Origin of the sequence: Streptomyces sp. CY-1, from assembly GCF_047218265.1 — a bacterium.
GTDB classification, from domain to species: Bacteria; Actinomycetota; Actinomycetes; order Streptomycetales; family Streptomycetaceae; genus Streptomyces; species Streptomyces niphimycinicus.
The window spans coordinates 1,875,334-1,897,069 of record NZ_CP178393.1 but is presented as its reverse complement, the minus strand read 5'-3'; the positions used below and the strand labels follow the sequence as shown (position 1 = coordinate 1,897,069).

General features: G+C 71.8%; 18 protein-coding genes and 2 pseudogenes. 13 read left to right on the top strand and 7 right to left on the bottom strand.

What is annotated here, in order from left to right:
* Position 1: 1 nt before the first annotated feature.
* From ACK1X7_RS07830 to ACK1X7_RS07820, 3 genes are all read right to left on the bottom strand, one after another.
* Positions 2-934 carry a 3,4-dihydroxyphenylacetate 2,3-dioxygenase gene (locus ACK1X7_RS07830; protein ID WP_413114853.1) on the bottom strand — a complete coding sequence of 311 codons (933 nt, stop codon included), beginning with the start codon at positions 932-934 and terminating at the stop codon, positions 2-4.
* A complete protein-coding gene (locus ACK1X7_RS07825; protein ID WP_413114852.1) occupies positions 927-2,438 on the bottom strand; it encodes an aldehyde dehydrogenase in 1,512 nt (503 codons plus the stop codon). Before ACK1X7_RS07825 ends, ACK1X7_RS07830 begins: the two co-directional genes overlap by 8 nt.
* A gap of 108 nt (positions 2,439-2,546) precedes the next feature.
* Complete coding sequence (locus ACK1X7_RS07820) at positions 2,547-3,167, bottom strand: MarR family winged helix-turn-helix transcriptional regulator (RefSeq protein ID WP_398160465.1); 621 nt, start codon at positions 3,165-3,167, stop codon at positions 2,547-2,549.
* Between the two features lie 150 nt (positions 3,168-3,317).
* On the opposite strand from ACK1X7_RS07820, the gene ACK1X7_RS07815 reads away from it, so the two are divergent.
* Positions 3,318-4,673 (top strand): glutamine synthetase family protein, encoded by a 1,356-nt coding sequence (locus ACK1X7_RS07815; protein WP_385151962.1) that lies wholly within the window; start codon positions 3,318-3,320, stop codon positions 4,671-4,673.
* Positions 4,674-4,804: 131 nt separating this feature from the next.
* On the opposite strand, the gene ACK1X7_RS07810 is transcribed toward ACK1X7_RS07815, so the two are convergent.
* Entirely contained in the window at positions 4,805-5,536 is a 732-nt protein-coding gene (locus tag ACK1X7_RS07810) for a dienelactone hydrolase family protein (protein ID WP_413114851.1), read from the bottom strand.
* A 133-nt stretch (positions 5,537-5,669) separates the two neighbouring features.
* The gene (locus tag ACK1X7_RS07805) at positions 5,670-6,617 is read right to left on the bottom strand and encodes a LysR substrate-binding domain-containing protein (protein WP_385151968.1); all 948 of its coding nucleotides are present in this window, start codon (positions 6,615-6,617) and stop codon (positions 5,670-5,672) included.
* Between the two features lie 110 nt (positions 6,618-6,727).
* Between ACK1X7_RS07805 and ACK1X7_RS07800 the strand changes: the two genes are divergently transcribed.
* The 5 genes from ACK1X7_RS07800 to ACK1X7_RS07780 all read left to right on the top strand — a co-directional run bounded on the left by ACK1X7_RS07800 (position 6,728) and on the right by ACK1X7_RS07780 (position 11,857).
* Positions 6,728-8,041, top strand: a complete 1,314-nt coding sequence (locus ACK1X7_RS07800) for an aspartate aminotransferase family protein (protein WP_390792668.1) — start codon at positions 6,728-6,730, stop codon at positions 8,039-8,041.
* A 119-nt stretch (positions 8,042-8,160) separates the two neighbouring features.
* The gene (locus tag ACK1X7_RS07795; protein WP_385151974.1) at positions 8,161-9,087 is read left to right on the top strand and encodes an ABC transporter ATP-binding protein; all 927 of its coding nucleotides are present in this window, start codon (positions 8,161-8,163) and stop codon (positions 9,085-9,087) included.
* A complete protein-coding gene (locus ACK1X7_RS07790) occupies positions 9,084-9,899 on the top strand; it encodes an ABC transporter permease (protein WP_385151976.1) in 816 nt (271 codons plus the stop codon). Before ACK1X7_RS07795 ends, ACK1X7_RS07790 begins: the two co-directional genes overlap by 4 nt.
* 18 nt (positions 9,900-9,917) lie before the next feature.
* Positions 9,918-11,255, top strand: a complete 1,338-nt coding sequence (locus tag ACK1X7_RS07785; protein ID WP_413114850.1) for a sensor histidine kinase — start codon at positions 9,918-9,920, stop codon at positions 11,253-11,255.
* Positions 11,252-11,857 carry a response regulator transcription factor gene (locus ACK1X7_RS07780; RefSeq protein ID WP_385151982.1) on the top strand — a complete coding sequence of 202 codons (606 nt, stop codon included), beginning with the start codon at positions 11,252-11,254 and terminating at the stop codon, positions 11,855-11,857. Before ACK1X7_RS07785 ends, ACK1X7_RS07780 begins: the two co-directional genes overlap by 4 nt.
* Positions 11,858-11,875: 18 nt before the next feature.
* Here ACK1X7_RS07780 and ACK1X7_RS07775 read toward each other — a convergent pair whose 3' ends face one another.
* Positions 11,876-12,898: an alpha/beta fold hydrolase gene (locus ACK1X7_RS07775; protein ID WP_413114849.1), complete on the bottom strand. Its 1,023-nt coding sequence runs from the start codon at positions 12,896-12,898 to the stop codon at positions 11,876-11,878.
* Between the two features lie 213 nt (positions 12,899-13,111).
* Here ACK1X7_RS07775 and ACK1X7_RS07770 point away from each other — a divergent pair.
* The 6 genes and pseudogenes from ACK1X7_RS07770 to ACK1X7_RS07745 all read left to right on the top strand — a co-directional run.
* A pseudogene (locus ACK1X7_RS07770) lies at positions 13,112-13,495 on the top strand (anion permease); the annotation flags it as partial.
* A pseudogene (locus tag ACK1X7_RS07765) lies at positions 13,482-13,787 on the top strand (polyphosphate kinase 2); the annotation flags it as partial. The pseudogenes ACK1X7_RS07770 and ACK1X7_RS07765, both read left to right, overlap by 14 nt.
* A 218-nt stretch (positions 13,788-14,005) precedes the next feature.
* Positions 14,006-14,944, top strand: coding sequence for a phosphate/phosphite/phosphonate ABC transporter substrate-binding protein (locus ACK1X7_RS07760; protein WP_390792674.1), 939 nt, complete (start codon positions 14,006-14,008; stop codon positions 14,942-14,944).
* Positions 14,941-15,870, top strand: a complete 930-nt coding sequence (gene phnC / locus ACK1X7_RS07755; RefSeq protein ID WP_413114848.1) for a phosphonate ABC transporter ATP-binding protein — start codon at positions 14,941-14,943, stop codon at positions 15,868-15,870. Before ACK1X7_RS07760 ends, phnC begins: the two co-directional genes overlap by 4 nt.
* Positions 15,871-17,754: a phosphonate ABC transporter, permease protein PhnE gene (gene phnE, locus ACK1X7_RS07750; protein WP_413114847.1), complete on the top strand. Its 1,884-nt coding sequence runs from the start codon at positions 15,871-15,873 to the stop codon at positions 17,752-17,754.
* A 79-nt stretch (positions 17,755-17,833) separates the two neighbouring features.
* Positions 17,834-18,190 carry a UTRA domain-containing protein gene (locus tag ACK1X7_RS07745; RefSeq protein ID WP_398160449.1) on the top strand — a complete coding sequence of 119 codons (357 nt, stop codon included), beginning with the start codon at positions 17,834-17,836 and terminating at the stop codon, positions 18,188-18,190.
* On the opposite strand, the gene ACK1X7_RS07740 is transcribed toward ACK1X7_RS07745, so the two are convergent.
* Positions 18,180-19,526 (bottom strand): family 43 glycosylhydrolase, encoded by a 1,347-nt coding sequence (locus ACK1X7_RS07740; protein WP_398160447.1) that lies wholly within the window; start codon positions 19,524-19,526, stop codon positions 18,180-18,182. The genes ACK1X7_RS07745 and ACK1X7_RS07740 overlap by 11 nt on opposite strands.
* Positions 19,527-19,746: 220 nt before the next feature.
* Here ACK1X7_RS07740 and ACK1X7_RS07735 point away from each other — a divergent pair, with 220 nt between their 5' ends.
* Positions 19,747-21,729 (top strand): aconitate hydratase, encoded by a 1,983-nt coding sequence (locus ACK1X7_RS07735; RefSeq protein WP_385155556.1) that lies wholly within the window; start codon positions 19,747-19,749, stop codon positions 21,727-21,729.
* Positions 21,730-21,736: the final 7 nt, after the last annotated feature.

Below are 21,736 nucleotides of genomic sequence, written 5' to 3'. Positions count from 1 at the left end.
CTCAGACGGGGCGGTGCGGGGCGGGCACGGTGGCGGCGGGCGCCCCGGCGCCGGTCCAGCCGTCGGCCGGGCGGTCGAACCAGAGGTGGGCCTGACCGGTGCCGACGGCGTTCTCGTACGTGCCGTACTGGCGGGCCCGGGCGACGCACGCCCGCTCGCCGAGCGCACCGGCCATCATCAGGTAGTGGAAGAACTTCGCCTCGGGCCGGTACGTCCAGTACGTGTCCATGGTGTCCAGGACCTTGTCGTGGCGGCCCTCCTTGAACCAGGCGATGCGCTCCTCGTCGGCCGCCCGCGCCTCGGGGGTGAAGATATGGCGCGGGTCGCTGGACTCGTGGTCCCGGATCTCGCGCAGCGGCCAGAAGGTGTGCGAGAGGGCGCCGGAGGCGATCAGGAGAACACGGCGGCCGGGTGTGGCGGCGATGCCGTCGGCCAGCGCCCGGCCCAGCCGGAGGTGGTCCTCCATGTCGCCGGTCTGGCACACCCCGATCGTCATCCACCGCTTGCCGGGCAGGCCCTCGCCCAGGAACTTCCACAGGTTGACGGTGGCGTACTGGATCGGCAGATAGGCGTCGTCGATCGCGGTGATGAAGGTGGCGTGTGCGTCGGCGAAGTGCGTGATGGCGTGGGCGAGTTCGGGGTCGCCGGGGAAGTCGTACGGCATCCGGCACATGCCCCGCGGCAGCTCCTCGGAGGTGTACAGCCCGGCACGCCGAGGGTGGGCCGTCACGACGAACTCGACCGTGGTGGCCCAGTGCGAGTCCAGGACGACGACGGTGTCGTAGTCGTCGCGGGCGAAGACGTTCTCGCGGAGTTGGCGGAGGCCGGTGACGAGGGTGATCTCCTTGCCGTCGTTCAGCTCGCGCCGGGTCTCCTCCGGGAGCACGATGGTGGGCACATGGGCGAGCAGACCCGCCCCGACGATCTCACCCATGGTCGTGGAATCCCTTCGGGGCCATCACACGGTTCTTCAGGTCGCAGTAGAAGTCGAAGCTCCAGGTGCCGCCCTCGCGGCCGACGCCGGAGAGGCGGGAGCCGCCGAAAGGCGCCCGCAGGTCGCGTACGAAGAAGCAGTTGACCCAGACCGTGCCCGCCACCAACTGGGCGGTGACCCGCTCGGCACGCCGGTGGTCACCGGTGGCGAGGGTGGCGGCCAGCCCGAAGCGGGTGTCATTGGCGAGGTGGACCGCCTCCGCCTCGTCCACGAAGGTCTGGAGGGTCAGGACCGGGCCGAAGACCTCCTCCTGGACCACCTCCGAGTCCTGGGCGACATCGGTGAGGAGCGTCGGCCGGTAGTAGAGCCCGCCGAGCCGGGCGTGGGAGCCGCCGCCGAAGACCACCCGGGCACCGGCCGCGACCGCCCGCCGTACGAAGCCGTCGATCCGCTCGATCTGCCGGGGGTGGATGGTGGGCCCGATGTCGGTGGCCTCCTCGCGCGGATCGCCCTGCCGCAACCGGGCGGCCTTCGCCACGAAGCGCTCGGTGAACTCGTCCGCGATCGACTCCTCGACAAGGAGGCGGGTGGCGGCCAGACACACCTGCCCGGCGTTGTCGAACTGCTCCACGGCCAGGGCGACGGCCAGCTCCGGATCCGCGTCCGCGAAGACCAACAGCGGTGACTTGCCGCCGAGTTCCAGGCTCAGCGGGGTCAGGTTGGGCGCGGCCGAGGCGGCGATGCGCCGGGCGGTGGCCACCGAGCCGGTGAAACCGATCCGGCGGACGTCCGGGTGGGAGGTGAGGTCGTCGCCGATCTCGGCCCCGTGGCCCTGGACGACATTGAGCACACCGGGCGGCAGTCCCGCCTCGGCGGCGATGTCCGCGAGCAGCGAGGCGGTCAGCGGGGACCACTCCGCGGGCTTGAGGACCACCGTGTTCCCGGCGGCCAGGGCCGGGGCGACCTTCCACGTGGCCAGCATCAGCGGGGCGTTCCACGGGGTGATCAGCACACAGGGGCCCGCCGGGTCCCAGCTCACATGGTTGGTGTGGCCGGGCGCGGCGGGGCCGCCGGTGTGCGTGGTGAAGTCCTCGTGGCCCAGTGTCAGCAGCCGGTCCGCGAAGAAGCGGAAGTTGCGGGCGACGCGTGGCATCACCCCCCGGCGGTGCGAGCGCAGAAGCGCGCCGTTGTCGGTGGTCTCCACGATCGCCAGCTCTTCGAGGCGCTTTTCCACCCCGTCGGCGATGGCGTGGAGGATGCGGGCGCGCTCGGCCCGGGGAGTGGCGGCCCAGCCGGGGAAGGCGGCCTTCGCGGCGGCCACGGCGGCTTCGGCCTCGGTGGGGCCGCCGCGGGCGATACGGGCGAGGGTGCTGCCGTCGATCGGCGAGAGGTCGGGGAAGGTGTCGGCGGACGCCACGCGCCGGCCGCCGATCCAGTGCCGGGTGTCGACGGCGACGCCGGCGATCCGTGCCTCGTGCACAGCGGTGTCCGGCTGTTGGGGCATGTCCCGATCCTCCCGCTTGTTTGGCCCCAAACAAGCTAACTCCGCCACGGTGCGGGGTCAAGGTTGCCGCCTTCGGCGATCGGGGGACCGCGCCGCCCCCGGGCGTGCTCACTGGCGGGAGCGGCGGCCCGAACGGCGCGGGGCCAGATCCCTTCCGTCGAGCAGTTGCCGTCGGCGCTCCTCGCCGTGCTCCTCCAACTGGGCCACGATGGCGCGCAGCCCGTTGGCGAGTCGCAGGCAGTCCTCGGCGCTGAGCGGGGTGGCGACGAACGCCTCCTCGGCGTTGAACGAGGGGAAGAGGCGCTCCATGAGTTCCTCGCCCTCGGGGGTCAGCGAGAGCAGCACACGCCGGCCGTCGTCGGGGTGCGGCGCGCGGGCCACCAGATGGCGTGATTCGAGAGTGCGCGCGATCCCGGTCAGCGTCCCCTTGGAGACGCCCGCCTCCTCCGCGACCGACCAGGTCTCGGCCTCGCCCCAGATCCACAGCACCCACAGCACCACGAAGCCGGTCCAGGTCAGATCGTGCGGGCGCAGCACGGAGTTCTCCAGATGCTGGCGGACGGCCGCGGCGGCGCGGTGGATATTGGCGATGGCGGCCATCTGCTCGCGCTGCAACTCGAAGCCACCGAGCCGCTCCTGGACGGCCTGTTCGGTCTCGGCGATGGATCGGCGGCGCCCGGCCACGATGGCATCCTCCTCGGCTGCGGGCGGCAAGGACCGCCGTGTCATTCGTTCGCGATCAAATGTAGCCCCGGGTGCGCCGGGCGCCGGGGTGTTCGCGTCCTGGTCGCATCGCGGCGATCCCTTGTGGAGGGCCCGGCCGCCTCGTATCGTGTGGGCCCTCCCGTTTGGCATCAAATAACTTTTGCGGAGCGACCATTGAGCGCCGAGACAGCCGACCGCGTCCGCCGCCGGACCGAGGCACTCGCCGCCGAGGGCATCGATGTCGTACGGGTCGCCTATCCCGACATGCTGGGCTCCGAACGCGGCCGGGACATCCTGCTGCACCACCTGCCCCATGCGGTCGGCCATGGACTCGCCTTCAGCCGGGCCGTCTATCACACGGGCGCGCTGGGCGATCACTCGCATATCCCGGGCGGTCTCGAAGCCGGTATGCCGGACATCCTCGTACGCCCCGACCTCACCACGCTCGTCGCGCTGCCGTGGGAACCGGGTGTGGCCGGGTGCATCGGCGACGTCCGTGACCCGGCCACCGGACTGCCGGTGCCCGAATCGCCACGGGATCTGCTGCGTCAGGTCATCGGCCTGCTGATCGACGGGGATCTGACCGCGGTCGTGGGCCCGGAGCTGGAGTACGTCCTGCTCGACCCGGACCCGGCCGCGCCCGTCGGCTGGCGGCGCTACGCCCCCGCCCCGGGCCATGTCTATACGACCGGCCGCAGGGGCGACCCGGACGGGCACCTCCTGCGGACCGTCCGGGCGCTGCACGCCCTCGGGCTAGATGTCAGCGGCGGCAACCGGGAGTTCGACAGCGGTCAGTTCGAGATCAACCTCAGCCACTGCGAGGCGCTGGACGCCGCCGACCGGGCCTTTCGCTTCAAGGCCGCCATCAAGGAACTCGCCCATGCGGAGGGCAGGCTGGCCACGTTCATGGCCAAGCCCTTCAACGATGGCGGCGGCTCGGGTTTCCACCTCCACCTCTCCCTGGTCGACGCCGAGGGCCGGAACGTGTTCGACGCGCCCCGGGGCGCCCATGGCCTGTCCGCCACGGCTCGCCACGCCCTGGCCGGGGTGCTCGCCCACGCCCCCGCGCTCTCCGCGCTCCTCAACCCCACCGTCAACTCGTACAAGCGCTTCGGCCCGGACACGACGGCCCCCTGGCTGATCAACTGGGGTCTGGACAACCGCAACGCCCTGGTGCGCATCCCGCCCGAGCGCGGCGGCGCCACCCGCCTGGAAGTGCGCCTCGGCGACGCCACCGCCAACCCCTACCTCGCCATCGCCGGTGTGCTCGCCGCGGCCCACCTGGGCATCGCCGCCGCCGAGGAGCCCCCGGCGCCGATGACCGGCCAGGGCCACGACATGGGCACCGCCGCCGCGCTGCCGACCGGCCTCGGCCGGGCACTCGACGCCCTCGAAGCCGACGACCGGCTCACCGATGTGCTCGGCAAGCCCTTCGTGGACGCCTTCCTCACCTTCAAACGCGATGAGCTGGGCAGATTCCAGCGATACGTCACCGACTGGGAGTTCCGCGAATACGCCGGGATCACCTGAGCCCCCGGCACGGCCGCGCCGCGATCGGCAGGGCCGCGCCGCGATCGGCAGGGCCGCGCCGCGATCGGCACGGCCGCGCCGCGATCGGCACGGCCGCGCCGCGATCGGCGCGGCCGTGCCGGGCGGCGCTCTCAGCAGAGGTGCCGGGCGAAGAACCGCAGCGCGCTGTCCAACTCGAAGGCCGGGACGTCCCCGTGCCTGCCGGGGTTGGCGTGCAGTGTCTTCTCGGCCGAGGCCAGGGCGTCGAACAGTGCCAGGCTCTCGGCCCGCGGCACACGTTCATCGTCCCACTGCACCAGGAACTCCACCGGGACGGTGATCCGCGCGGCGTCCCCGGCCGAGGCCAGGGCCCCGCCCAGCCCCAGCACCGCCGCGCGGACCCGGGGTTCGGCGGCGACGAACGGAACGCCGAGTCCGCATCCCAGCGAGACCCCCCAGTAGCCCACCGGCCCGGCGCCGACGTGCTCGAGTCGCTGAACCGCGTCCAGCACCGCCCGCCACTCCGGGACGGTCTGGCGGGCCACCAGCGCCTGGAAGCCGGCGATGAGCGGGGCCAGTTCCTCTCCGGCCGCCACCCGGGCCTGGTTCTCGGTGGCGATCCGGTCGTACTCCTCGACCACCGGACGGTCGCCGTGCCCGGGCACATCGACCGCCACCACCGCGAAACCGCACTCGGCCACATAGCGGCGCGCGCGAGTCAGGATGTCGGGGGCCTTCTTGTGCTGACCGCCACCGTGCCCCATCAGGATCAGGGGACGCGTACCGGCAGCAGCTTCCGGTGTCCACAGCACACCGGGAATCTCACCAAGGGTGAAGAGCTGTTCGCGGACACCGTCGGACGATGTCCCAGAGGTGAAGCGCATGGCGTTTCAAGCCTTTCGGGGTGCCTTCCGCGGGCACTCCCTGGACCATGCGGGGGAGGGAGGCCCGACCTGTCACAGCGTTGATCGGTCTCACCTCCTCGGTTCGCGGCAGCGCATGGCAGCACCGAAAATATCACCCACCGAGGCCACCTCGTTCCCGGCCGGGGCGCTGGTGCGGTGCGGACAGGGCCGGGAGTTCGGGGTGGTCGCGCAGCGCCGCGACGACCGCGTGCACCGCCGCGCGCTGCGTTGTGCCGCGGCGCACCGCGATGGCGATGTTGCGGTGCACCGGTGTGCTCAGCTCCCGGGTGGCGACGGCGTGGTCCGGTGTGATGGCGAGGGCGGGCAGCAGGGCGATCGACCGGCCCGACTCGACATGGTGCAGCAGCATCAGATAGTTGCTGAACCGGCAGGCCACCCGGGGTTCGAAGCCCGACTCGCGGCACAGCCGTACGGTCAGATCCGCCATGTACGACTGCGGTCGGTCACACGCCCAGGTCTCCTCCGCGCATGCCACGAGGTTCACCGTCGTACGGCCGGTGAGCGGGTGGTCAGGCGGCAGCACCAGCACGATCGGGTCGGTTCCCAGGGGAATGATCTCGATATCCGCGCCCCAGGAGAGGCCGACGTAGTCGGTGGTGGTGACGATGACGTCCGCCTCCCCCGAGCGGAGGGCCGGTCCGCTCTCATGCGGCTCCAGCTCGATCAGTTCCAGGTGCAGCCGCGGATGGGTGGTGGCCAGGCGGGTCGCCGCCGGGACCGCGAGGGTGTAGATGGCGCTCTGGAACGCCCCGAGCCGCACGGTGCCGATGGGCTCGTCGTTCAGGGCGTGCAACTCGGCCTCGGCCTCGGCCATCTGGTCCAGGATCTCCCGGCCCCGGCGGGCCAGCAGCAGACCGGCCGGGGTCAGCCGCACCTTCCGCCCGGTCCGCTCCAGCAGCCGGCAGCGGGTCTCGGTCTCGAGGACCGCCAGTTGCTGGGACACCGTCGAGGCGCTCAGATGCAGCGTCTCGGCCACCGCGCGGACGGTACCCAGGGTTTCCAGCAGGCTGAGCAGCCGCAGCCGCCCCGAGTTGAGCATGCGCCCGATTGTAGATTCGGCCGTACGATCTCGCTGTACGGTTCTGCCTGACAGAGCGGTCGGATCTGTGCGATGGACACGCGCAGCGACGCATCCCTACCGTCGTTCCCATGCCTTCCGAGACTGCCGGTGCCGCCCCGGAGCGCCACCTCATCCGCTACAGCGGCCACGCCCCGTTCAGCCCCGAGATCATCGCCCGCGCCGCGGGCACATCGGTGTTCACCGAGAGCGGTCGTGAGCTGCTCGATTTCACCTCCGGCCAGATGAGCGCGATCCTCGGCCACTCCCACCCGGCGATCGTCGCGACCGTTCGCGAGCAGGTCGCCCTCCTCGATCATCTGCACAGCGGCATGCTCAGCCGCCCGGTCGTCGACCTCACGCGCCGGCTCGCCGAGACCCTGCCGGAGCCGTTGGAGAAGGTGCTGCTCCTGACCACCGGGGCGGAGGCGAACGAGGCCGCGGTGCGGATGGCGAAGCTCGTCACCGGCCGCCATGAGATCGTCTCGTTCGCCCGCTCCTGGCACGGGATGACCCAGGCCGCCGCGAACGCCACCTACAGCGCCGGGCGCAAGGGCTACGGACCCGCCGCACCCGGCAACTTCGCGCTGCCGGTCCCGGACCGCTTCCACCCCGACTTCGTGGACGCCGAGGGCGAGCTCGACTGGCGCCGCCAGCTCGACCTGGGCTTCGACCTGATCGACGCCCAGTCGGTCGGCAGCCTCGCCGCCTGCCTGGTCGAACCGATCCTCAGCTCCGGCGGTGTCATCGAACTCCCGCCGGGCTATCTCGCCGCGCTGGCGCACAAGTGCCGGGAGCGGGACATGCTGTTGATCCTCGACGAGGCGCAGACCGGGCTCTGCCGCACCGGCGACTGGTACGCCTTCGAGCACGAGGGTGTCGTCCCGGACATCCTCACGCTGTCCAAGACGCTCGGCGCGGGGCTGCCGCTGGCCGCCGTGGTGACCGGCCCGGAGATCGAGCAGCGGGCGCATGAGCGGGGGTTCTTGTTCTTCACCACCCATGCCAGCGACCCGCTGCCGGCCGCCGTCGGCAACACCGTCCTCGAGGTGCTGGTCCGCGACCGCCTCGATGAGCGTGCGCGCGCGCTCGGCACCACACTGCGCGGTCATCTCGACGAACTCGCCACCCGCCACGACGCCGTCGGCGATGTCCGCGGCCGTGGGCTGCTGCTGGGCATGGAACTGGCCGGCGACCAGATCCTGGGCGCCGGTGGCGCCGACCGGCTCGGCGCGGCCGTCACCCGGCGCTGCTTCGAACTCGGGCTGCACATGAACATCGTCCAGTTGCCCGGCATGGGCGGCACCTTCCGGATCGCGCCCCCGCTGACCGCGAGCGACAACGAGATCGCCCACGGTGCCGCCATCCTCGACCAGGCGCTCACCGACGCCGTCAAAGACCTCTGACGGTGTCTCCCGTGACGTGTCTCCGGTGACGTATCTCCAGGGTTCGTATGACAGATGTCAGATGGACGCATGACAGACCGCACTGCCATCGGGCCCGCCGCGCCGGGAGTCTGGAATGCATGGACACTGTGATCGAAACCGCCGACCTACGGCGGCACTATCGGGGCTTCGAGGCCGTGCGTGGCATCGACCTCACGGTCGCCCGCGGTGAGCTCTTCGCGCTGCTGGGGACCAACGGGGCCGGTAAGACCTCCACCCTCGAGGTCTTGGAGGGGCAGGCCACCCCCACCGCCGGAACCGTCCGGGTGCTCGGCCGCGACCCGTACCGCGAACGCGCCGCCGTCCGCCCCCGTATCGGGGTGATGCTCCAGGAGGGCGGTTTCCCGACCGAGCTGACGGTCACGGAGACCGCGCGCATGTGGGCGGGCTGCACCAGCGGCGCCCGCCCCGTGGCCGAGGCCCTGGAGCTGACCAGGCTCTCCAAGCGGGGGGCGGTGCGGGTCAAGCAGCTCTCCGGTGGCGAGCGCCGGCGCCTCGATCTCGCGCTGGCCCTGCTGGGACGGCCCGAGGTGCTGTTCCTGGACGAGCCGACGACCGGCCTGGACGCGCAGTCCCGCCGCGAGACCTGGGAGCTGATCCGGGAGCTGAAGCAGCAGGGCACGACGGTGCTGCTCACCACCCACTATCTGGACGAGGCCGAGCAGCTCGCCGACCGGCTGGCCATCATGCACGCGGGGCGGATCGCCACCTCGGGGCGGGTCGCCGACGTGGTCGCCGAGCGGCCCTCGCGGATGAGCTTCGAGCTGCCCCGGGACCACTTCCTGGGCGATGTGCCGCCGCTCGCACCGCTGGGGGTGACCAGCTACGAGGAGACCGGGGGAACGGTCCGGCTGGAGACCGCCGACCTCCAGCGCACGGCCACGGCGCTGCTGTTGTGGGCCCGGGACAGGGACGTGGAGTTGCGTGGTCTCGACGCCCGGTCGGCCACGCTGGAGGAGGCGTTCATGGAGATCGCGAAGGGCCTGGACAGCGAGGAGGCACGATGACGACGTCAGCAGCCCGTACGGCACCCGCGCACGTGGCCACGGCCACCCGGCGCACCGCCGCCGACCGCATGACCGCGCTCGGCCGCGCCGAGCTGACGCTGCTGCTGCGCAGCAAGGCGTCCCTGGTCACCGCGGTGATCCTGCCCAGCACGATGGCCTTCGCGATGCGCGGTACGGTCGAGGAGCTGAACCTGGGCGGCACCGGCCTGTCGGTGGCCACCGTGATGCTGCCCGCCGCGCTGGCCACTGCACTGCTCTTCTCCGTCTACACCTATCTGGTCGGAGTGTATGTGGTGCGCCGCGAGGGGCTGGTGCTCAAGCGGCTGCGCAGTGGCGAGGTACGCGACTGGGAGATCCTCGTCGGCAGCGCGCTCCCGGCGTTCCTGCTGGCGGTCGTGCAATCCCTGCTGCTGGCGGTCGGGATGACCGCGTTCCTCGACGCGGACGCACCGGCCGCCGCGCATCTGGCGGTGCTCGGTCTGCTCGGCGGCGTGGCGATGCTGGTCGCCGGGGCGGCGCTGACGGCGGCGTTCACTCGGACATCGGAGAGTGCCCAGATGACGTTCCTGCCGTTCCTGCTGGTGACCATGGCCGGCTCCGGGGTCTTCGCACCGCGTGAGGTGATGCCGGACACGTTGGCCGACATCGCCGCCTGGCTGCCGTTCTCGCCGGTCATGGACCTGCTGCGGGGTGGCTGGACGGGTGACCTGGCCGCCATGGATCAGCTCCGGGCGGTGATCCTCGCGCTGGCATGGACGGGCCTGGCAGTGTTTGCTGTGCGTCGGCGGTTCCGCTGGGGACCGCGGAATTGAGAACGGCGGGAGCCTGAGGTGGCGGAGCCCGAGGTGATGGAGCCAGAAGTGGCGGAGCCGGAGGTGGCGGAGCCCGTGATGACCGGGCCCAAGGCGACAGAACCCAAGGTGACATGGCCCGAGGTGATGGGGCCGGGGAGCATGAGCGTGGCGACCTGGGTGGAGCGGCTCGGGGGCCCCGACGGCCCCGAGCGCTACCGCCGCTACACCCTCGGCACCCTCGCCGCCTTCGTCGTCGTCGAGGCCGCGCTGTGGGCGTTCTGGGTCAAGACGTCGGACGTCGGCACGCTCGGGTCGGCCCTGGTGGCGGCCGTGGGCGCGGCACACGTCGGCGTCCATCTGCCGCTCTCCCGCGCGGCCCTGCGCGGCTACCTCGGTGCCGGACCCCGCCCGGTCGGGCTGATCGTGCTGTACGTCGCCGCCACCGTGGCCATGGTCGCGCTGGGCTGCGCGCTGCTGGCCACCGGCCGCGTCGAGGGCCGGGACCTGGTGACCTATCTGATCTGGCTGATGATGTTCTACGCGGGCCCGCCGATGCTGGCACTGCCGACCCGCGCCGGAGTGGTGCTGGTCGCGGCGGTGCCGGTGGCGGCGCTCGGCGCGGCGGTGGCGAGCGGGCTGTCGGGGGAGCTGCTGGCCTTCGCGGTCGGCGGGATCCTGTTCATGGTTCCGTTCATGGCCACGGGGATGCGGGTCACCGGCTGGAGCGTGCGGCTGATCGAGGAACTCGCCAGGGCGCGGGCGACACAGGCGCGGCTGGCCGTCGCGGAGGAGCGGCTGCGCTTCGGCCGCGATCTGCACGATGTGCTCGGCCGCAACCTCGCGGTGGTGGCGCTGAAGAGCGAGCTCGCGGTGCAGTTGGCGCGGCGGGGCCGGGAAGAGGCGGTGGCGCAGATGGAGGAGGTGCAGCACATCGCGCAGGAGTCACAGCGGGAGATCCGCGCGGTGGTACGCGGCTACCGCACCGCCGACCTGCTCGCCGAGCTGGCCGGGGCCCGATCCGTACTGGAGGCGGCCGGGATCGACTGCCGGATCGAGAACGGCCCGGCGGCGCGGCTGCCCGCGGATACGCAGGCGGCGCTCGGCTGGGTGGTCCGCGAGGGCACGACGAACATGCTCCGCCATGCGCAGGGCGCTTCGCGCTGCGAGGTGACGGTGCGCGCGACGGTCTCGGGCCGGGTGGCGCTCGTGATGGAGAACGACGGGGCGGATACGTCCCCCCGGCCCGGCACCGGCAGCGGCCTGCCCGGGCTGCGCGAGCGCCTGGCCGAGGTGGACGGCACGCTGACCACCGAACGGCGCCCGGGCGGGATCTTCCGCCTGAGCGCGAGGATTCCCTGGGAGCCGGCCGAATGATCAGGGTTCTGCTCGCGGACGACGAACACCTCATCCGGGGCGCCCTCGCCTCGCTCCTCGCGCTGGAGGACGACATCACCGTGGTTGCCGAGGCCGGGACCGGCGACGAGGCGCTGGCCATGGCCCGGGCACACCGCCCCGACGTGGCCGTCCTGGATCTGCGGATGCCCGGAGGCGACGGGGTGTCGGTGGCGGCGGCGCTGCGGGAGGTGGTGCCGGAGTGCGCGACGATGATCGTCACCAGCCACGCCCGGGGCGGGGCGCTGAAACAAGCGCTGGGCGCGGGCGTGCGCGGCTTCGTGCCGAAGACGGTGTCCGCGCGGCGGCTGGCGGAGATCATCCGTACGGTGCACACGGACGGCCGCTATGTCGACCACGAGCTGGCGGCGGACGCCATCGCCGCGGGCGAGTCGCCACTCACTCCCCGCGAGGCGGAAATGCTGTCGCTGGCCGAGGACGGGGTACCGGTGGCGGAGATCGCGTCCCGCGCCGCGTTGTCCCCGGGGACGGTGCGCAACTATCTGTCGGCCGCCGCGGCCAAACTCGGCGCGGAAAACCGCCATGTGGCGGCGCGCATCGCCCGCGAGCACGGCTGGCTGTAGCGGCCCTGCCTGGCCGCCCTACCTGAGCGAAGACCGCGACCGCCGACGCCGGCGGTGGCCGAGGACCAGGGCTCCACCGCCCAGCAGAAGGGCCGCCGCGCCCCCGGTCACCCACGCGGCGGACGTATCGGCGGGCCGGGACTCCTCCCGGGCGCGGGAGTCGGAAGGCTCGGCGGCGGGCGACGGCCGGGCCGAGCCGGTGGCCGTGGCGGCCTTGATGATGAGGTCGGTGACCTCCTGGGGGTGCGCGATCATGGCCACGTGGGAGGAGTTGATCTCCACGGTGTGCGAGTGGGCGCGCTTGGCCTGGAAGCGCTCCTGCCGGGGGTTGATGGTCTTGTCCTGCTTGGCCACGAGGACCCAGGACGGGATCTGCCGCCACGCGGCCACCTTGGCCTTCTCCGAGAGCGTGGCCGTGCTGGCGGGCCGCTGGGTCGCCGCCAGCAGCCTCGCCGTACCGGCCGGGAGGTCCGCGGCGAAGACCCGGTGGAGCTTGTCCCGCTTGAGGTACAGATCCTTGCCCCGCATGCCGTCACCGGCCCGGTAGGGGACCGCCCTGAGGGCGGTGGGGAGCTCGCTGGGGAACCGGGCGGCCAGCGATTGGCCGCTCTCGCCCTTGTCGGGCATCAGGGAGGACACGTACACCAGCGACTTCACCCGGGGGTGGCCCGCCGCGGCCGAGCTGATGACCGCGCCGCCGTAGGAGTGGCCCACCAGCACGATCGGGCCCTTGACGCTGTCCAGGACGGAGGCGATGTAGGTGGAGTCGGTGTACAGACCGCGCAGCGGGTTGGCGGGGGCGATGACGGGGTAGCCGCGGCGCTCCAGGCGCTGGATGACACCGTTCCAGCTCGAGCCGTCCGCGAACGCGCCATGGATCAGCACCACCGTGGGCTTTCCGCTGGACGTGTCGTCCTGCGCGGCGTCCTGCGCGGCGGCCGGGGCCGCCACGGTCGCGCACACCGCCACGGCATACCCGGCCGCCGCGACACGTGCGCGGGCCGGTCCGCGTCCGGAGCCGAGAACCGGAGACGCCACCATGGTGTTCTCGCTTCCCTTGAGGGCTGTGCCTCCTCTACGTTCGCGGGACCCGAGGCGCCCGGCCGCGCGGCGGGGTCCGACCGGGTGAGAGGGGCTCATCCAACCGGGGTGACACCGCTCTGACAACGATGCCCACGGCCTGCGCGCGTCGTCCTTGTGCTGCCTTTGCCTCGAGTTCGCCGAGCATTGGCCTGAGCTTGTTTGCATACAGGAATGGACCACATCACCTTCTTGGTGGCGGTCGTCATCGTCACGGCCCTCGCCTTCGACTTCACCAACGGCTTCCATGACACGGCCAACGCGATGGCCACCTCCATCGCCACTGGCGCGCTCACCCCCAGAACCGCGGTTCTGGTGAGCGGGATCCTCAATGTCGTCGGCGCCTTCCTCTCCACCGAGGTCGCCAAGACCATCTCCGGTGGCATCGTCGACGACACCCTGGTCACCCCAGGCATGATCTTCGCGGGGCTGGTCGGGGCGATCCTGTGGAATCTGCTGACCTGGCTGGTCGGGCTGCCGTCGAGTTCGTCGCACGCGCTGTTCGGCGGGCTCATCGGGGCGGTGTGGGTCGGTGCGGGGATAGACGGACACGGAGTACGCACCCTGGACGGTGGTCAAGAGCAACGACAAGAAGCGGGCCCGTGTCGAGGCCATGCGCAGCGTGCTCGCCCGCTTCGACTACACCGACAAGGACGGGGAGGTCGTCGGCGTCGCCGACCCGCGCATCGTGGGCGCGGCGGCGGGCCTGCTGGAGGCGGGCGAGGACGACACCAACGACACGAACGACACCACCAGCGCCACCAGCGCCACCAGCGCCACCAGCGCCACCAGCGCCACCAGCGCCACCAACGACGCCCCCGACGACAGCGGCGACGTCGACCTGCGCTGACGCGCACAGAGCGAAACCGGGCAACCCGGCGGTCCGGCACGAGCGTGCCGGACCCCCGGGTTGTCCGGTCAAGCCACCCGTTGTCTCCCGCATCGTTCAGACAGCCGTAACCGACGGCGAGGGGTGTGCACACCTGTTCTCCGCAAGGTGGGCGCTATCGCCGGTGCCCTCACTTCCCCGAGAGGCCCGAATCGCCCCACCGCTCCGAAGGACGACCCATGCCTCGCCACCTCCGCCTTCCCCTCGCCGCCGCGCTGCTGCCCCTCGTGCTCACCGCCTGCGGCGCCAGTGCCTCGGACAACGGCTCCACGTCGGAGGGACGGGATCCCGACTCTCTGGTGGTCGCGGCCATTCCGTCCGAGAACTCCACCTCCCTCGCCCAGCAGTACGCCCCGCTCGTCAAGCTGCTGGAGGCCGAGACCGGCAAGAAGGTCCAGATGCAGAAGGCGACCAGCTACGCCGCCGTCATCGAGGCGCAGCGGGCGCACAAGGCGGATGTCGCGCTCTACGGGCCGCTCTCCTACGTCGTCGCCAAGGACAGCGGAGTGGGTGTGAAGCTGGCGGGCGCGCTGGTCACCGCGAAGGGTGCGAAGCCCGGCTACAAGTCGTACGGCATCACGCGCGGCGACTCCAAGGACATCAACAGCCTCGCCGATTTCAAGGGCCACAAGGTGTGCTTCGTGGACCCGACCTCGACGTCCGGCTATCTCTATCCGCAGGCCGGTCTGCTGAAGGCGGGCGTCAAGCCCGCCGACTACACCAAGGTCATGGCGGGCGGTCATGACGCTTCGGCGCTGTCGGTCGCCTCCGGCGACTGCGAGGCCGGGTTCGCCTTCGACACCATGGTGGACAGCGACCTGATCAAGCAGGGCAAGCTCAAGAAGGGCCAGCTCAAGACCGTCTGGAAGTCCTCCGAGATCCCCGGCTCGCCCGCCGCGGTCTCGACCGACCTCACCGCGAGCCTCCAGAAGAAGATCATCGACGCGTTTCTGACCAAGGGCAACGCCGACTACATGGAGTCCAAGGGCTACTGCTCCGGCGACGGCTGCAAGATCGACGACAACTGGGGCTTCGCCGAGGTCAAGGACTCCGACTACGACAGCGTCCGCGCGGTCTGCGACGCGACCAAGGACGCGCAGTGCGAGGACGGCTCGTGACGGCCCCGGCCCCCACCGCCATCGCGGCCACTGCCGCCACCGCCACCGCCACCGGCTCCCCGGCCACCGCCGGGGAGCCGGTGATCCGGCTGGACGGTCTGACGAAGCGGTTCGGCACCGGCGCCGACTCCCTGCTCGCCGTGGACGATGTGTCCTTCGAGGTGCGCCCCGGCGAGGTCGTGGCGCTGCTGGGGCTCTCCGGCTCCGGCAAGTCGACGTTGCTCTCGCTGCTCGACGGCCTCCAGCCGCCGACCTCCGGCGACGGCACCGTCCTCGGCACCGCGCTGGCCCGGGCCGACCGGTCCGAGCTGCGCGCGCTGCGCCGCCGTATCGGCTTTGTCTTCCAGCAGTTCCACCTGGTCGGGCGGCTCAGCGTGCTGGAGAACGTGTGCACCGGCGCCCTCGGATCGCTGCGCGGGCCCCGGCTGGGGCTGCTCAGCTACCCGCGTGCGGTGCGGGAACGCGCACTGGACGGGCTGGAGCAGGTGGGCCTTGCCGCACACGCCTTCCAGCGGGCGGACACTCTGTCCGGCGGCCAGCAGCAGCGCGTCGCCGTGGCCCGCGCCCTGATGCAGGAACCGGGTCTGCTGCTCGCCGACGAGCCGGTCGCCTCCCTCGACCCCGAGTCCTCGGCACAGGTCATGCGGCTGCTGGCGCGCGTCGCCCAGGAGCGGGAACTGACCGTGCTGTGCAGCCTGCACCAGGTCGATCTGGCCCTGTCCTGGGCGCACCGGATCATCGGCCTGCGGTCGGGCCGGGTCGTCATGGACGTGGCCACCGAGGGCATCGACCGTGCGACGGTGATGCGGCTGTACGAGGAGGTGGCCGCCGGGAGCGCCGAGGGCGTAGCCGCCGCCGTCGCCCCCGGCCCTGCCACTGTTGCTGCCCCGGTCACCGCGTCGTCGGCGTTCACGAAGGGGGACTGAGTGTCCGTAGTCGACCATCATCCCCCGGCCGCGCCACCCGCCGCCCCCGGCCCTGGCCCCGGCGCCACGCGCCCGCCACGGCGGACCCTGGCCCGCCCCACCGCGGCCGGGCTCAGCGCGGCCACGGCGCTGCTGCTGTGTGTGATCGGCGGGGTGTGGGCGTTCATCGCGCTCCGGATCAACATCGCCACGCTCACCGACAGCGCGGACAACGCGGTGGACTTCCTGTCGCGGACGTTGCCCCTGGACTTCCCGCCGGCCGGTGAACTGTTCTCGCTGATCTGGCAGACGCTGGCCATCGTGGTCTCCGCCACCGTGCTCTCGGTGGTGCTCAGTGTGCCGCTGGCCCTGCTGGCGGCCCGCAACACCACTCCGGGGACAGGCGCCCGTCTCGCCTCGCGCAGTGTGATCGTGCTCTGCCGCGCGGTTCCCGAGGTGGTCTTCGCCATCGCCGCCTTCCGTGTCTTCGGGCTGGGCGGGATGACGGGTGTGGTGGCGCTCGGCGTCCACTCCGTCGGCATGGTGGGCAAGCTGTACGCCGACGCCGTCGAGCAGACCGACGAGGGCCCGCGCACCGCACTGCGCGCGACCGGCGCCGTGCGGCTTCAGCAGATCACCGCCGCGGTGCTGCCGCAGGCGCTGCCGTCCCTGGTGGCGACCGCGCTGCACCGGCTCGACATCAACCTGCGCGCCTCGGCCGTGCTCGGCTTCGTCGGCGTCAACGGTCTGGGGTACGCGCTGTCCACGGCGATCACCACCCTCGACTACCAGCGGGCGATGGCCATCGCGCTGGTCCTGCTGCTGCTCTGCTTCGTCGCCGAGTCCATCTCCGGTGCCATCCGGCGCACACTGCTCCAGGAGGTCACCGCCGCGCGGCGGCCCCGCCGCCGGCGGCCGGAGCGCCAGGGCGCGCGCCGCGACCAGCGACCGGGCGGTACGGCTCCGGCCCGCCCGGCCTCCGGCGCCACCGCGGCCACCACCGCAGGCGCCAGGAGCATCACCACCGCAGATGCCGAGCCCAGCACCGGCACCGACGCTGCCGACAGCACCACCGCCGCCATGGGCACGCAGGCGCCGACGGCCCGCGGCGGCACGGCCGTACGCCGCGGTCTGCCGCGCTGGGACGCCCGGCGGATCCGCCGCACCACCTGGCTGGTGCTCACCGTCGCCCTGGTCGTGGCCTCGGCCGTGCGCTCCGGTCTGTCCTGGCACACCCTGCGGCGCGGCGCGGAGTCGTTCTTCCCGACGGTGGGCGACTTCCTGCCGCCCGGCACCGGTGGGATCGGCGACCAGCTCTGGGCCGATCTGTGGGTCACCCTTCAGATCGCGCTCGCGGGCACCCTCATCGGGCTGGTCCTGGCGCTGCCGGTGGGCACCCTCGCGGCGCGGAACGTGGTGGGGTCGCCCCGGGTGGCCCGGTTCTTCCGCACGGTCATCCTCCTGGTGCGGGCCATCCCGGAACTCGTCCTGGCGATCGTCTTCGTCGTCGTGACCGGCCTGGGCGCGGTCTCCGGCGCGCTCGCTCTCGGCGTCGGTTCGGTCGGCCTGCTCGGCAAGCTGGTGGCCGACTCGCTGGAGGAGACCGACCCGGGCCCGGCCCGGGCCCTGGTGGCCACCGGCGCCCGCAGGCACCAGGTGTTCTTCGGATCCGTCCTGCCCCGGGCCTGGCCGGCGGTGGTGGGACATCTGCTGTACCAGCTCGACGTCAATCTGCGCTCGGCGACGCTGCTCGGCATCGTCGGCGCCGGTGGCATCGGCTACGACCTGCTGAACGCGGCCCGGGTCCTACAGTTCCCGGTGGTCACCACCATCGTGCTGATGGTGCTGGCGCTGGTGCTGCTCATCGAGGGGCTGGCCATGTGGGTACGCAAGGTGTACGCCTGACGCCCGGCACTGGGACCGCGCACGACCGCTCACGCAAGGCCGCCGCCCCTCGGGCGGCGGCCTTCGTCATCCCCTCCCGGTGATCACCCGGCAGTCGTACATCGACGGCCTGCTCAGCGGCTGGTCCCAGGAGTGGACCCCGGTCGACATGCTGCCGGAGGTGGGCCCGGCCGTGCACGCCGTGGAGTCGCTGGGCACCATCCTGCGGCAGATGTGCGGGGTGACCCCGGTCCGCGCCTGGTGCCGGGTGAGCAGCGTGCTGCCCGACCGGCGGGTGGCGGAGGGGCTGGAGAAGGCGCACAACCGGCCGGTGTGGCTGGTGGAGAGCCTGAGCCGGGACGCGGACTCCGGGCGCGCGGTGATGTGCAGCTCCACCTGGTCCCGCCCGGACAGTGTCCGGATCATCGTCGAGCTCGACGGCCCGGTCACCCCCTGACCCGATCCCGCTTCCGGCGCTGCACGTACAGGCGGTTACCCTCCGGACCGGTCCATTCCAGCCGCACGACACCGGGGACGGCGGCATCGGCGATGCGCGACGGATGCGACCAGTAGCCGAAGTTCGGATTGCGGAAGAACGTGGCCCACAGATGGCCGCCGTGATCCATGAAGAAGTTGTTGTGTCCGGCCCCGACGCCCGCGGTCCACCGCTGGGAGTACGGCCCCTCGAAGGTGTCCGAGACGGCCACGACGGCGTCGTACTGGTACTGCGCACGGCCGGGGCCCGGTGGGTCGTAGGCGTAGCGCGTACTGCCGTCGGAATCGATCGACGTACGGTCCCACGCGGCCTGGACGAGGTAGTACTTGCCCCGGTACTTGAACACATACGCGCCCTCGAGATACGGCTCGGGGGAGTACGGCATCTGCCGGAACCTGGGGAGGCCGACCGTCGGGCTGATGTCCTCCATATCGGTCCGGAACGGCGCGTACAGGTCGTTGTGGAGCACCAGCCACGCGTCGTCGCCCTCGGTGTAGAGGCTGCCGTCGATGTGGTGGTAGGCGCCCGGCTCGATGAAGTCCGGCCCCCCGATGAACGATTCGCCGAAGGGCTTGTCGAGGTTGCCCTCGATGAGCCGGTACGGGCCCGCCACCCCGCCCTCGCTCACCAGCAGGAACGAACCCACCTTCCGGGAGTGGTCGCCCATGCACGCGACGAGGTACCAGGTGCCGTTGAAGTAGTGCAGCTCCGGGGCCCAGACCTGGCCGCGCTTGCCGAACCGGTCGTCGTACCAGTACTCCTGCCACGGAGCGACGACCGTGCGCCCGGGCCGGTTCTCGCCGACGAACTCGGGCGACCACACCTTGCCCCGCTCGGCGCCGGGCCGGATGCCGGTCGTGTCCACCAGCCGCCAGGGCCCCCGCAGCGACGGGGACACCCACACGAAGATGCCGTCGTTCCACGGGGCGGCCGCGTCGAGCCCGGGCACTCGGGTGGTGCCGGTGGCCACGTACATCGGACGGCCGTCCACGACAAAGCAGTTGACGTAGGTGTCCCGCATCCAGACCAGGCCGCGCTCCCGGTCGCGGGGCCGCCGTTCGAGCGGGAGGACGAAGGAGTTGTCCGCGCGCGGCCACAGGTCCGGCCGGGTGTCCGCGAGGCCGTAGGGGTCGAGTTGGGGCCAGTTCGACGGGTGCCGCCGCATCGGCGCGACCTCCGTGGGAGACGCCTGGGCCACGGTCGTGGGCAGCCCCGCCGCCACTCCCAGGGATCCGGCGACTCCGGTCAACAACGTCCGTCTGTCGATGTGCGGCCTGTTCTCGGAGTTGGTCGGCATGGAGCACAGCATGCGAACGCCCGCCGATTTTCGTCAAGAGCCAGGACAAAAATGCTCCGGAGGGGGCCGAAGTGTAAGAGGCGGCTGCCGACGGCGCATCCGCACCGCCCGGCCAGGACCGTGGCCCCCGGCGATGGGTGCAGTATGGGGGTAGCTGACGGGAACCCGCTGCGGGGCGCCCGGAGGGCCCGGACGCTCCGCCCGGAGAGGCGGTGGCGCTATGGATCTGCCCCGTGCTCGCGCGCACGGCACCGTGACGCAGCGACTGATCGGCGATCACCTGTTGTCCGGCCGCATGGAGCCGGGGGAGGAGATCGCGCTGCGCGTGGACCAGACGCTGACGCAGGATGCCACCGGCACGCTGGTGATGCAGGAGCTGGAGGCGCTGGCTCTGGACCGGGTCCGGACCGAGGTCAGTGTGCAGTACGTGGACCACAACATCCTCCAGGCCGACGAGCGCAACGCCGAGGACCATCTCTTTCTGCGCTCGGCCGCCCGCCGCTTCGGCCTGTGGTTCTCCAAGCCGGGCAACGGCGTCTCACACCCCACACATATGCACCACTTCGGCGCTCCCGGCAAAACCCTCGCCGGTTCGGACTCGCATACCTGCGCCGGTGGCTCTCTGGGCATGCTGGCGATCGGCACCGGTGGTCTGGAAGTGGCGCTCGCCATGGCCGGGCGGCCCCTCCACCTCACCATGCCCAGGGTCTGGGGCATCCGGCTGACCGGGGAACTGCCTCCCTGGGTGAGCGCCAAGGACGTGATCCTGGAGCTGCTGCGCCGCCACGGGGTGCAAGGAGGCGTCCAACGGGTCCTGGAGTACCACGGACCCGGTCTGGCCTCCCTCACCGCGATGGACCGGCACGTCATCGCGAACATGGGGGCGGAACTCGGCGCCACCACCACCGTCTTCCCCTCGGACGAGGCGGTGCGCGGCTTCCTCGACGGAGTGGGGCGTGGCGATGACTTCGTCGAGATCACCGCGGAACAGGACGCGTCCTACGACCTCGACGAGGAGATCGACCTGTCGTCCTTGGAGCCCCTCATCGCCCGTCCCACGTCACCGGGAAACGTCGTGCCGGTCAGGGAGGTGGCCGGAGAGCCCATCGCCCAGGTCGTCATCGGTTCCTCCGCCAACCCCGGATTCCGCGACTTCGCCGTCCCGGCCGCCATGGTGGCCCGGCGGCAGGTCCCGGCCGGGGTGAGCTTCGACATCAACCCGACCTCCCGCGAGATCCTCCAGGACCTGACGCGCCGCGGCGCGACATTCGACCTGATCGCCGCCGGTGCCCGGATCCACCAGTCGGGCTGTCTGGGCTGCATCGGCATGGGACAGGCACCGGCCTCGGGACGCAATTCCCTGCGCACCTTCCCGCGCAACTTCCCCGGCCGCTCCGGCACCGAGGACGACGCGGTGTGGCTGTGCTCACCGGAGACCGCCACGGCCTCCGCTCTGACCGGTGTCATCACGGATCCGCGCGACTGGGCCGACCGCCTCTCGGCGGCTCCTCCCGCGCCGGAACCGCCCGACCCGCCCGCGAACAACGACGCCATGCTGGAGCCGCCGTTGCCACCGGAGGAGGCCGCCCGCGTATCGCTGGAACGCGGCCCCAACATCTCCGCACTGCCGGAGCTGGATCCGCTGCCGGACAGCCTGCACGGCCCCGTCCTCCTCAAGGCCGGTGACGATGTCTCGACCGACGAGATCTCCCCGGCCGGAGCGGCCGCCCTGCCCTACCGCTCCAACATCCCCAAGCTGGCCGGATTCACCCTCACCCGGCTGGACCCCGACTACCCGCGGCGCGCCGAGGCGGTCCGGGAGGACGGCGGGCATCTCATCGTCGCCGGCGCCAACTACGGCCAGGGCTCTTCCCGCGAACACGCCGCCATCACACCGCGCTACCTCGGACTGCGAGCCGTCATCGCCAAGTCCTACGCCCGCATCCACTGGCAGAACCTCGTCAACTTCGGTGTGCTGCCACTGGAATTCGAGGATCCCGCCGACTACGACCGCATCGAGACCGACGACCGGCTGCATCTGTCCGGGCTGCGCGAGGCCCTCTCCCCGGCCGGTGCCCCGACACTTCGCGTCCGCAACGCGACCCGGGACGAGGAGTACGCCGTCCGCCACCGTCTCTCCCCCCGGCAGCGGGAGGCGGTTCTCGCGGGCGGTGTCATCCCGGCACTCGCACATGAGCAATGAGGGGTGA

Excerpts from the sequence above, each read along its gene's own strand:
- ACK1X7_RS07830 (WP_413114853.1), bottom strand. The coding sequence starts at position 934 with ATGGGTGAGATCGTCGGGGCGGGTCTGCTCGCCCATGTGCCCACCATC.
- ACK1X7_RS07825 (WP_413114852.1), bottom strand. The coding sequence starts at position 2,438 with ATGCCCCAACAGCCGGACACCGCTGTGCACGAGGCACGGATCGCCGGC.
- ACK1X7_RS07820 (WP_398160465.1), bottom strand. The coding sequence starts at position 3,167 with ATGACACGGCGGTCCTTGCCGCCCGCAGCCGAGGAGGATGCCATCGTG.
- ACK1X7_RS07810 (WP_413114851.1), bottom strand. The coding sequence starts at position 5,536 with ATGCGCTTCACCTCTGGGACATCGTCCGACGGTGTCCGCGAACAGCTC.
- ACK1X7_RS07805 (WP_385151968.1), bottom strand. The coding sequence starts at position 6,617 with ATGCTCAACTCGGGGCGGCTGCGGCTGCTCAGCCTGCTGGAAACCCTG.
- ACK1X7_RS07800 (WP_390792668.1), top strand. The coding sequence starts at position 6,728 with ATGCCTTCCGAGACTGCCGGTGCCGCCCCGGAGCGCCACCTCATCCGC.
- ACK1X7_RS07795 (WP_385151974.1), top strand. The coding sequence starts at position 8,161 with ATGGACACTGTGATCGAAACCGCCGACCTACGGCGGCACTATCGGGGC.
- ACK1X7_RS07790 (WP_385151976.1), top strand. The coding sequence starts at position 9,084 with ATGACGACGTCAGCAGCCCGTACGGCACCCGCGCACGTGGCCACGGCC.
- ACK1X7_RS07780 (WP_385151982.1), top strand. The coding sequence starts at position 11,252 with ATGATCAGGGTTCTGCTCGCGGACGACGAACACCTCATCCGGGGCGCC.
- ACK1X7_RS07775 (WP_413114849.1), bottom strand. The coding sequence starts at position 12,898 with ATGGTGGCGTCTCCGGTTCTCGGCTCCGGACGCGGACCGGCCCGCGCA.
- ACK1X7_RS07760 (WP_390792674.1), top strand. The coding sequence starts at position 14,006 with ATGCCTCGCCACCTCCGCCTTCCCCTCGCCGCCGCGCTGCTGCCCCTC.
- ACK1X7_RS07740 (WP_398160447.1), bottom strand. The coding sequence starts at position 19,526 with ATGCCGACCAACTCCGAGAACAGGCCGCACATCGACAGACGGACGTTG.
- ACK1X7_RS07735 (WP_385155556.1), top strand. The coding sequence starts at position 19,747 with ATGGATCTGCCCCGTGCTCGCGCGCACGGCACCGTGACGCAGCGACTG.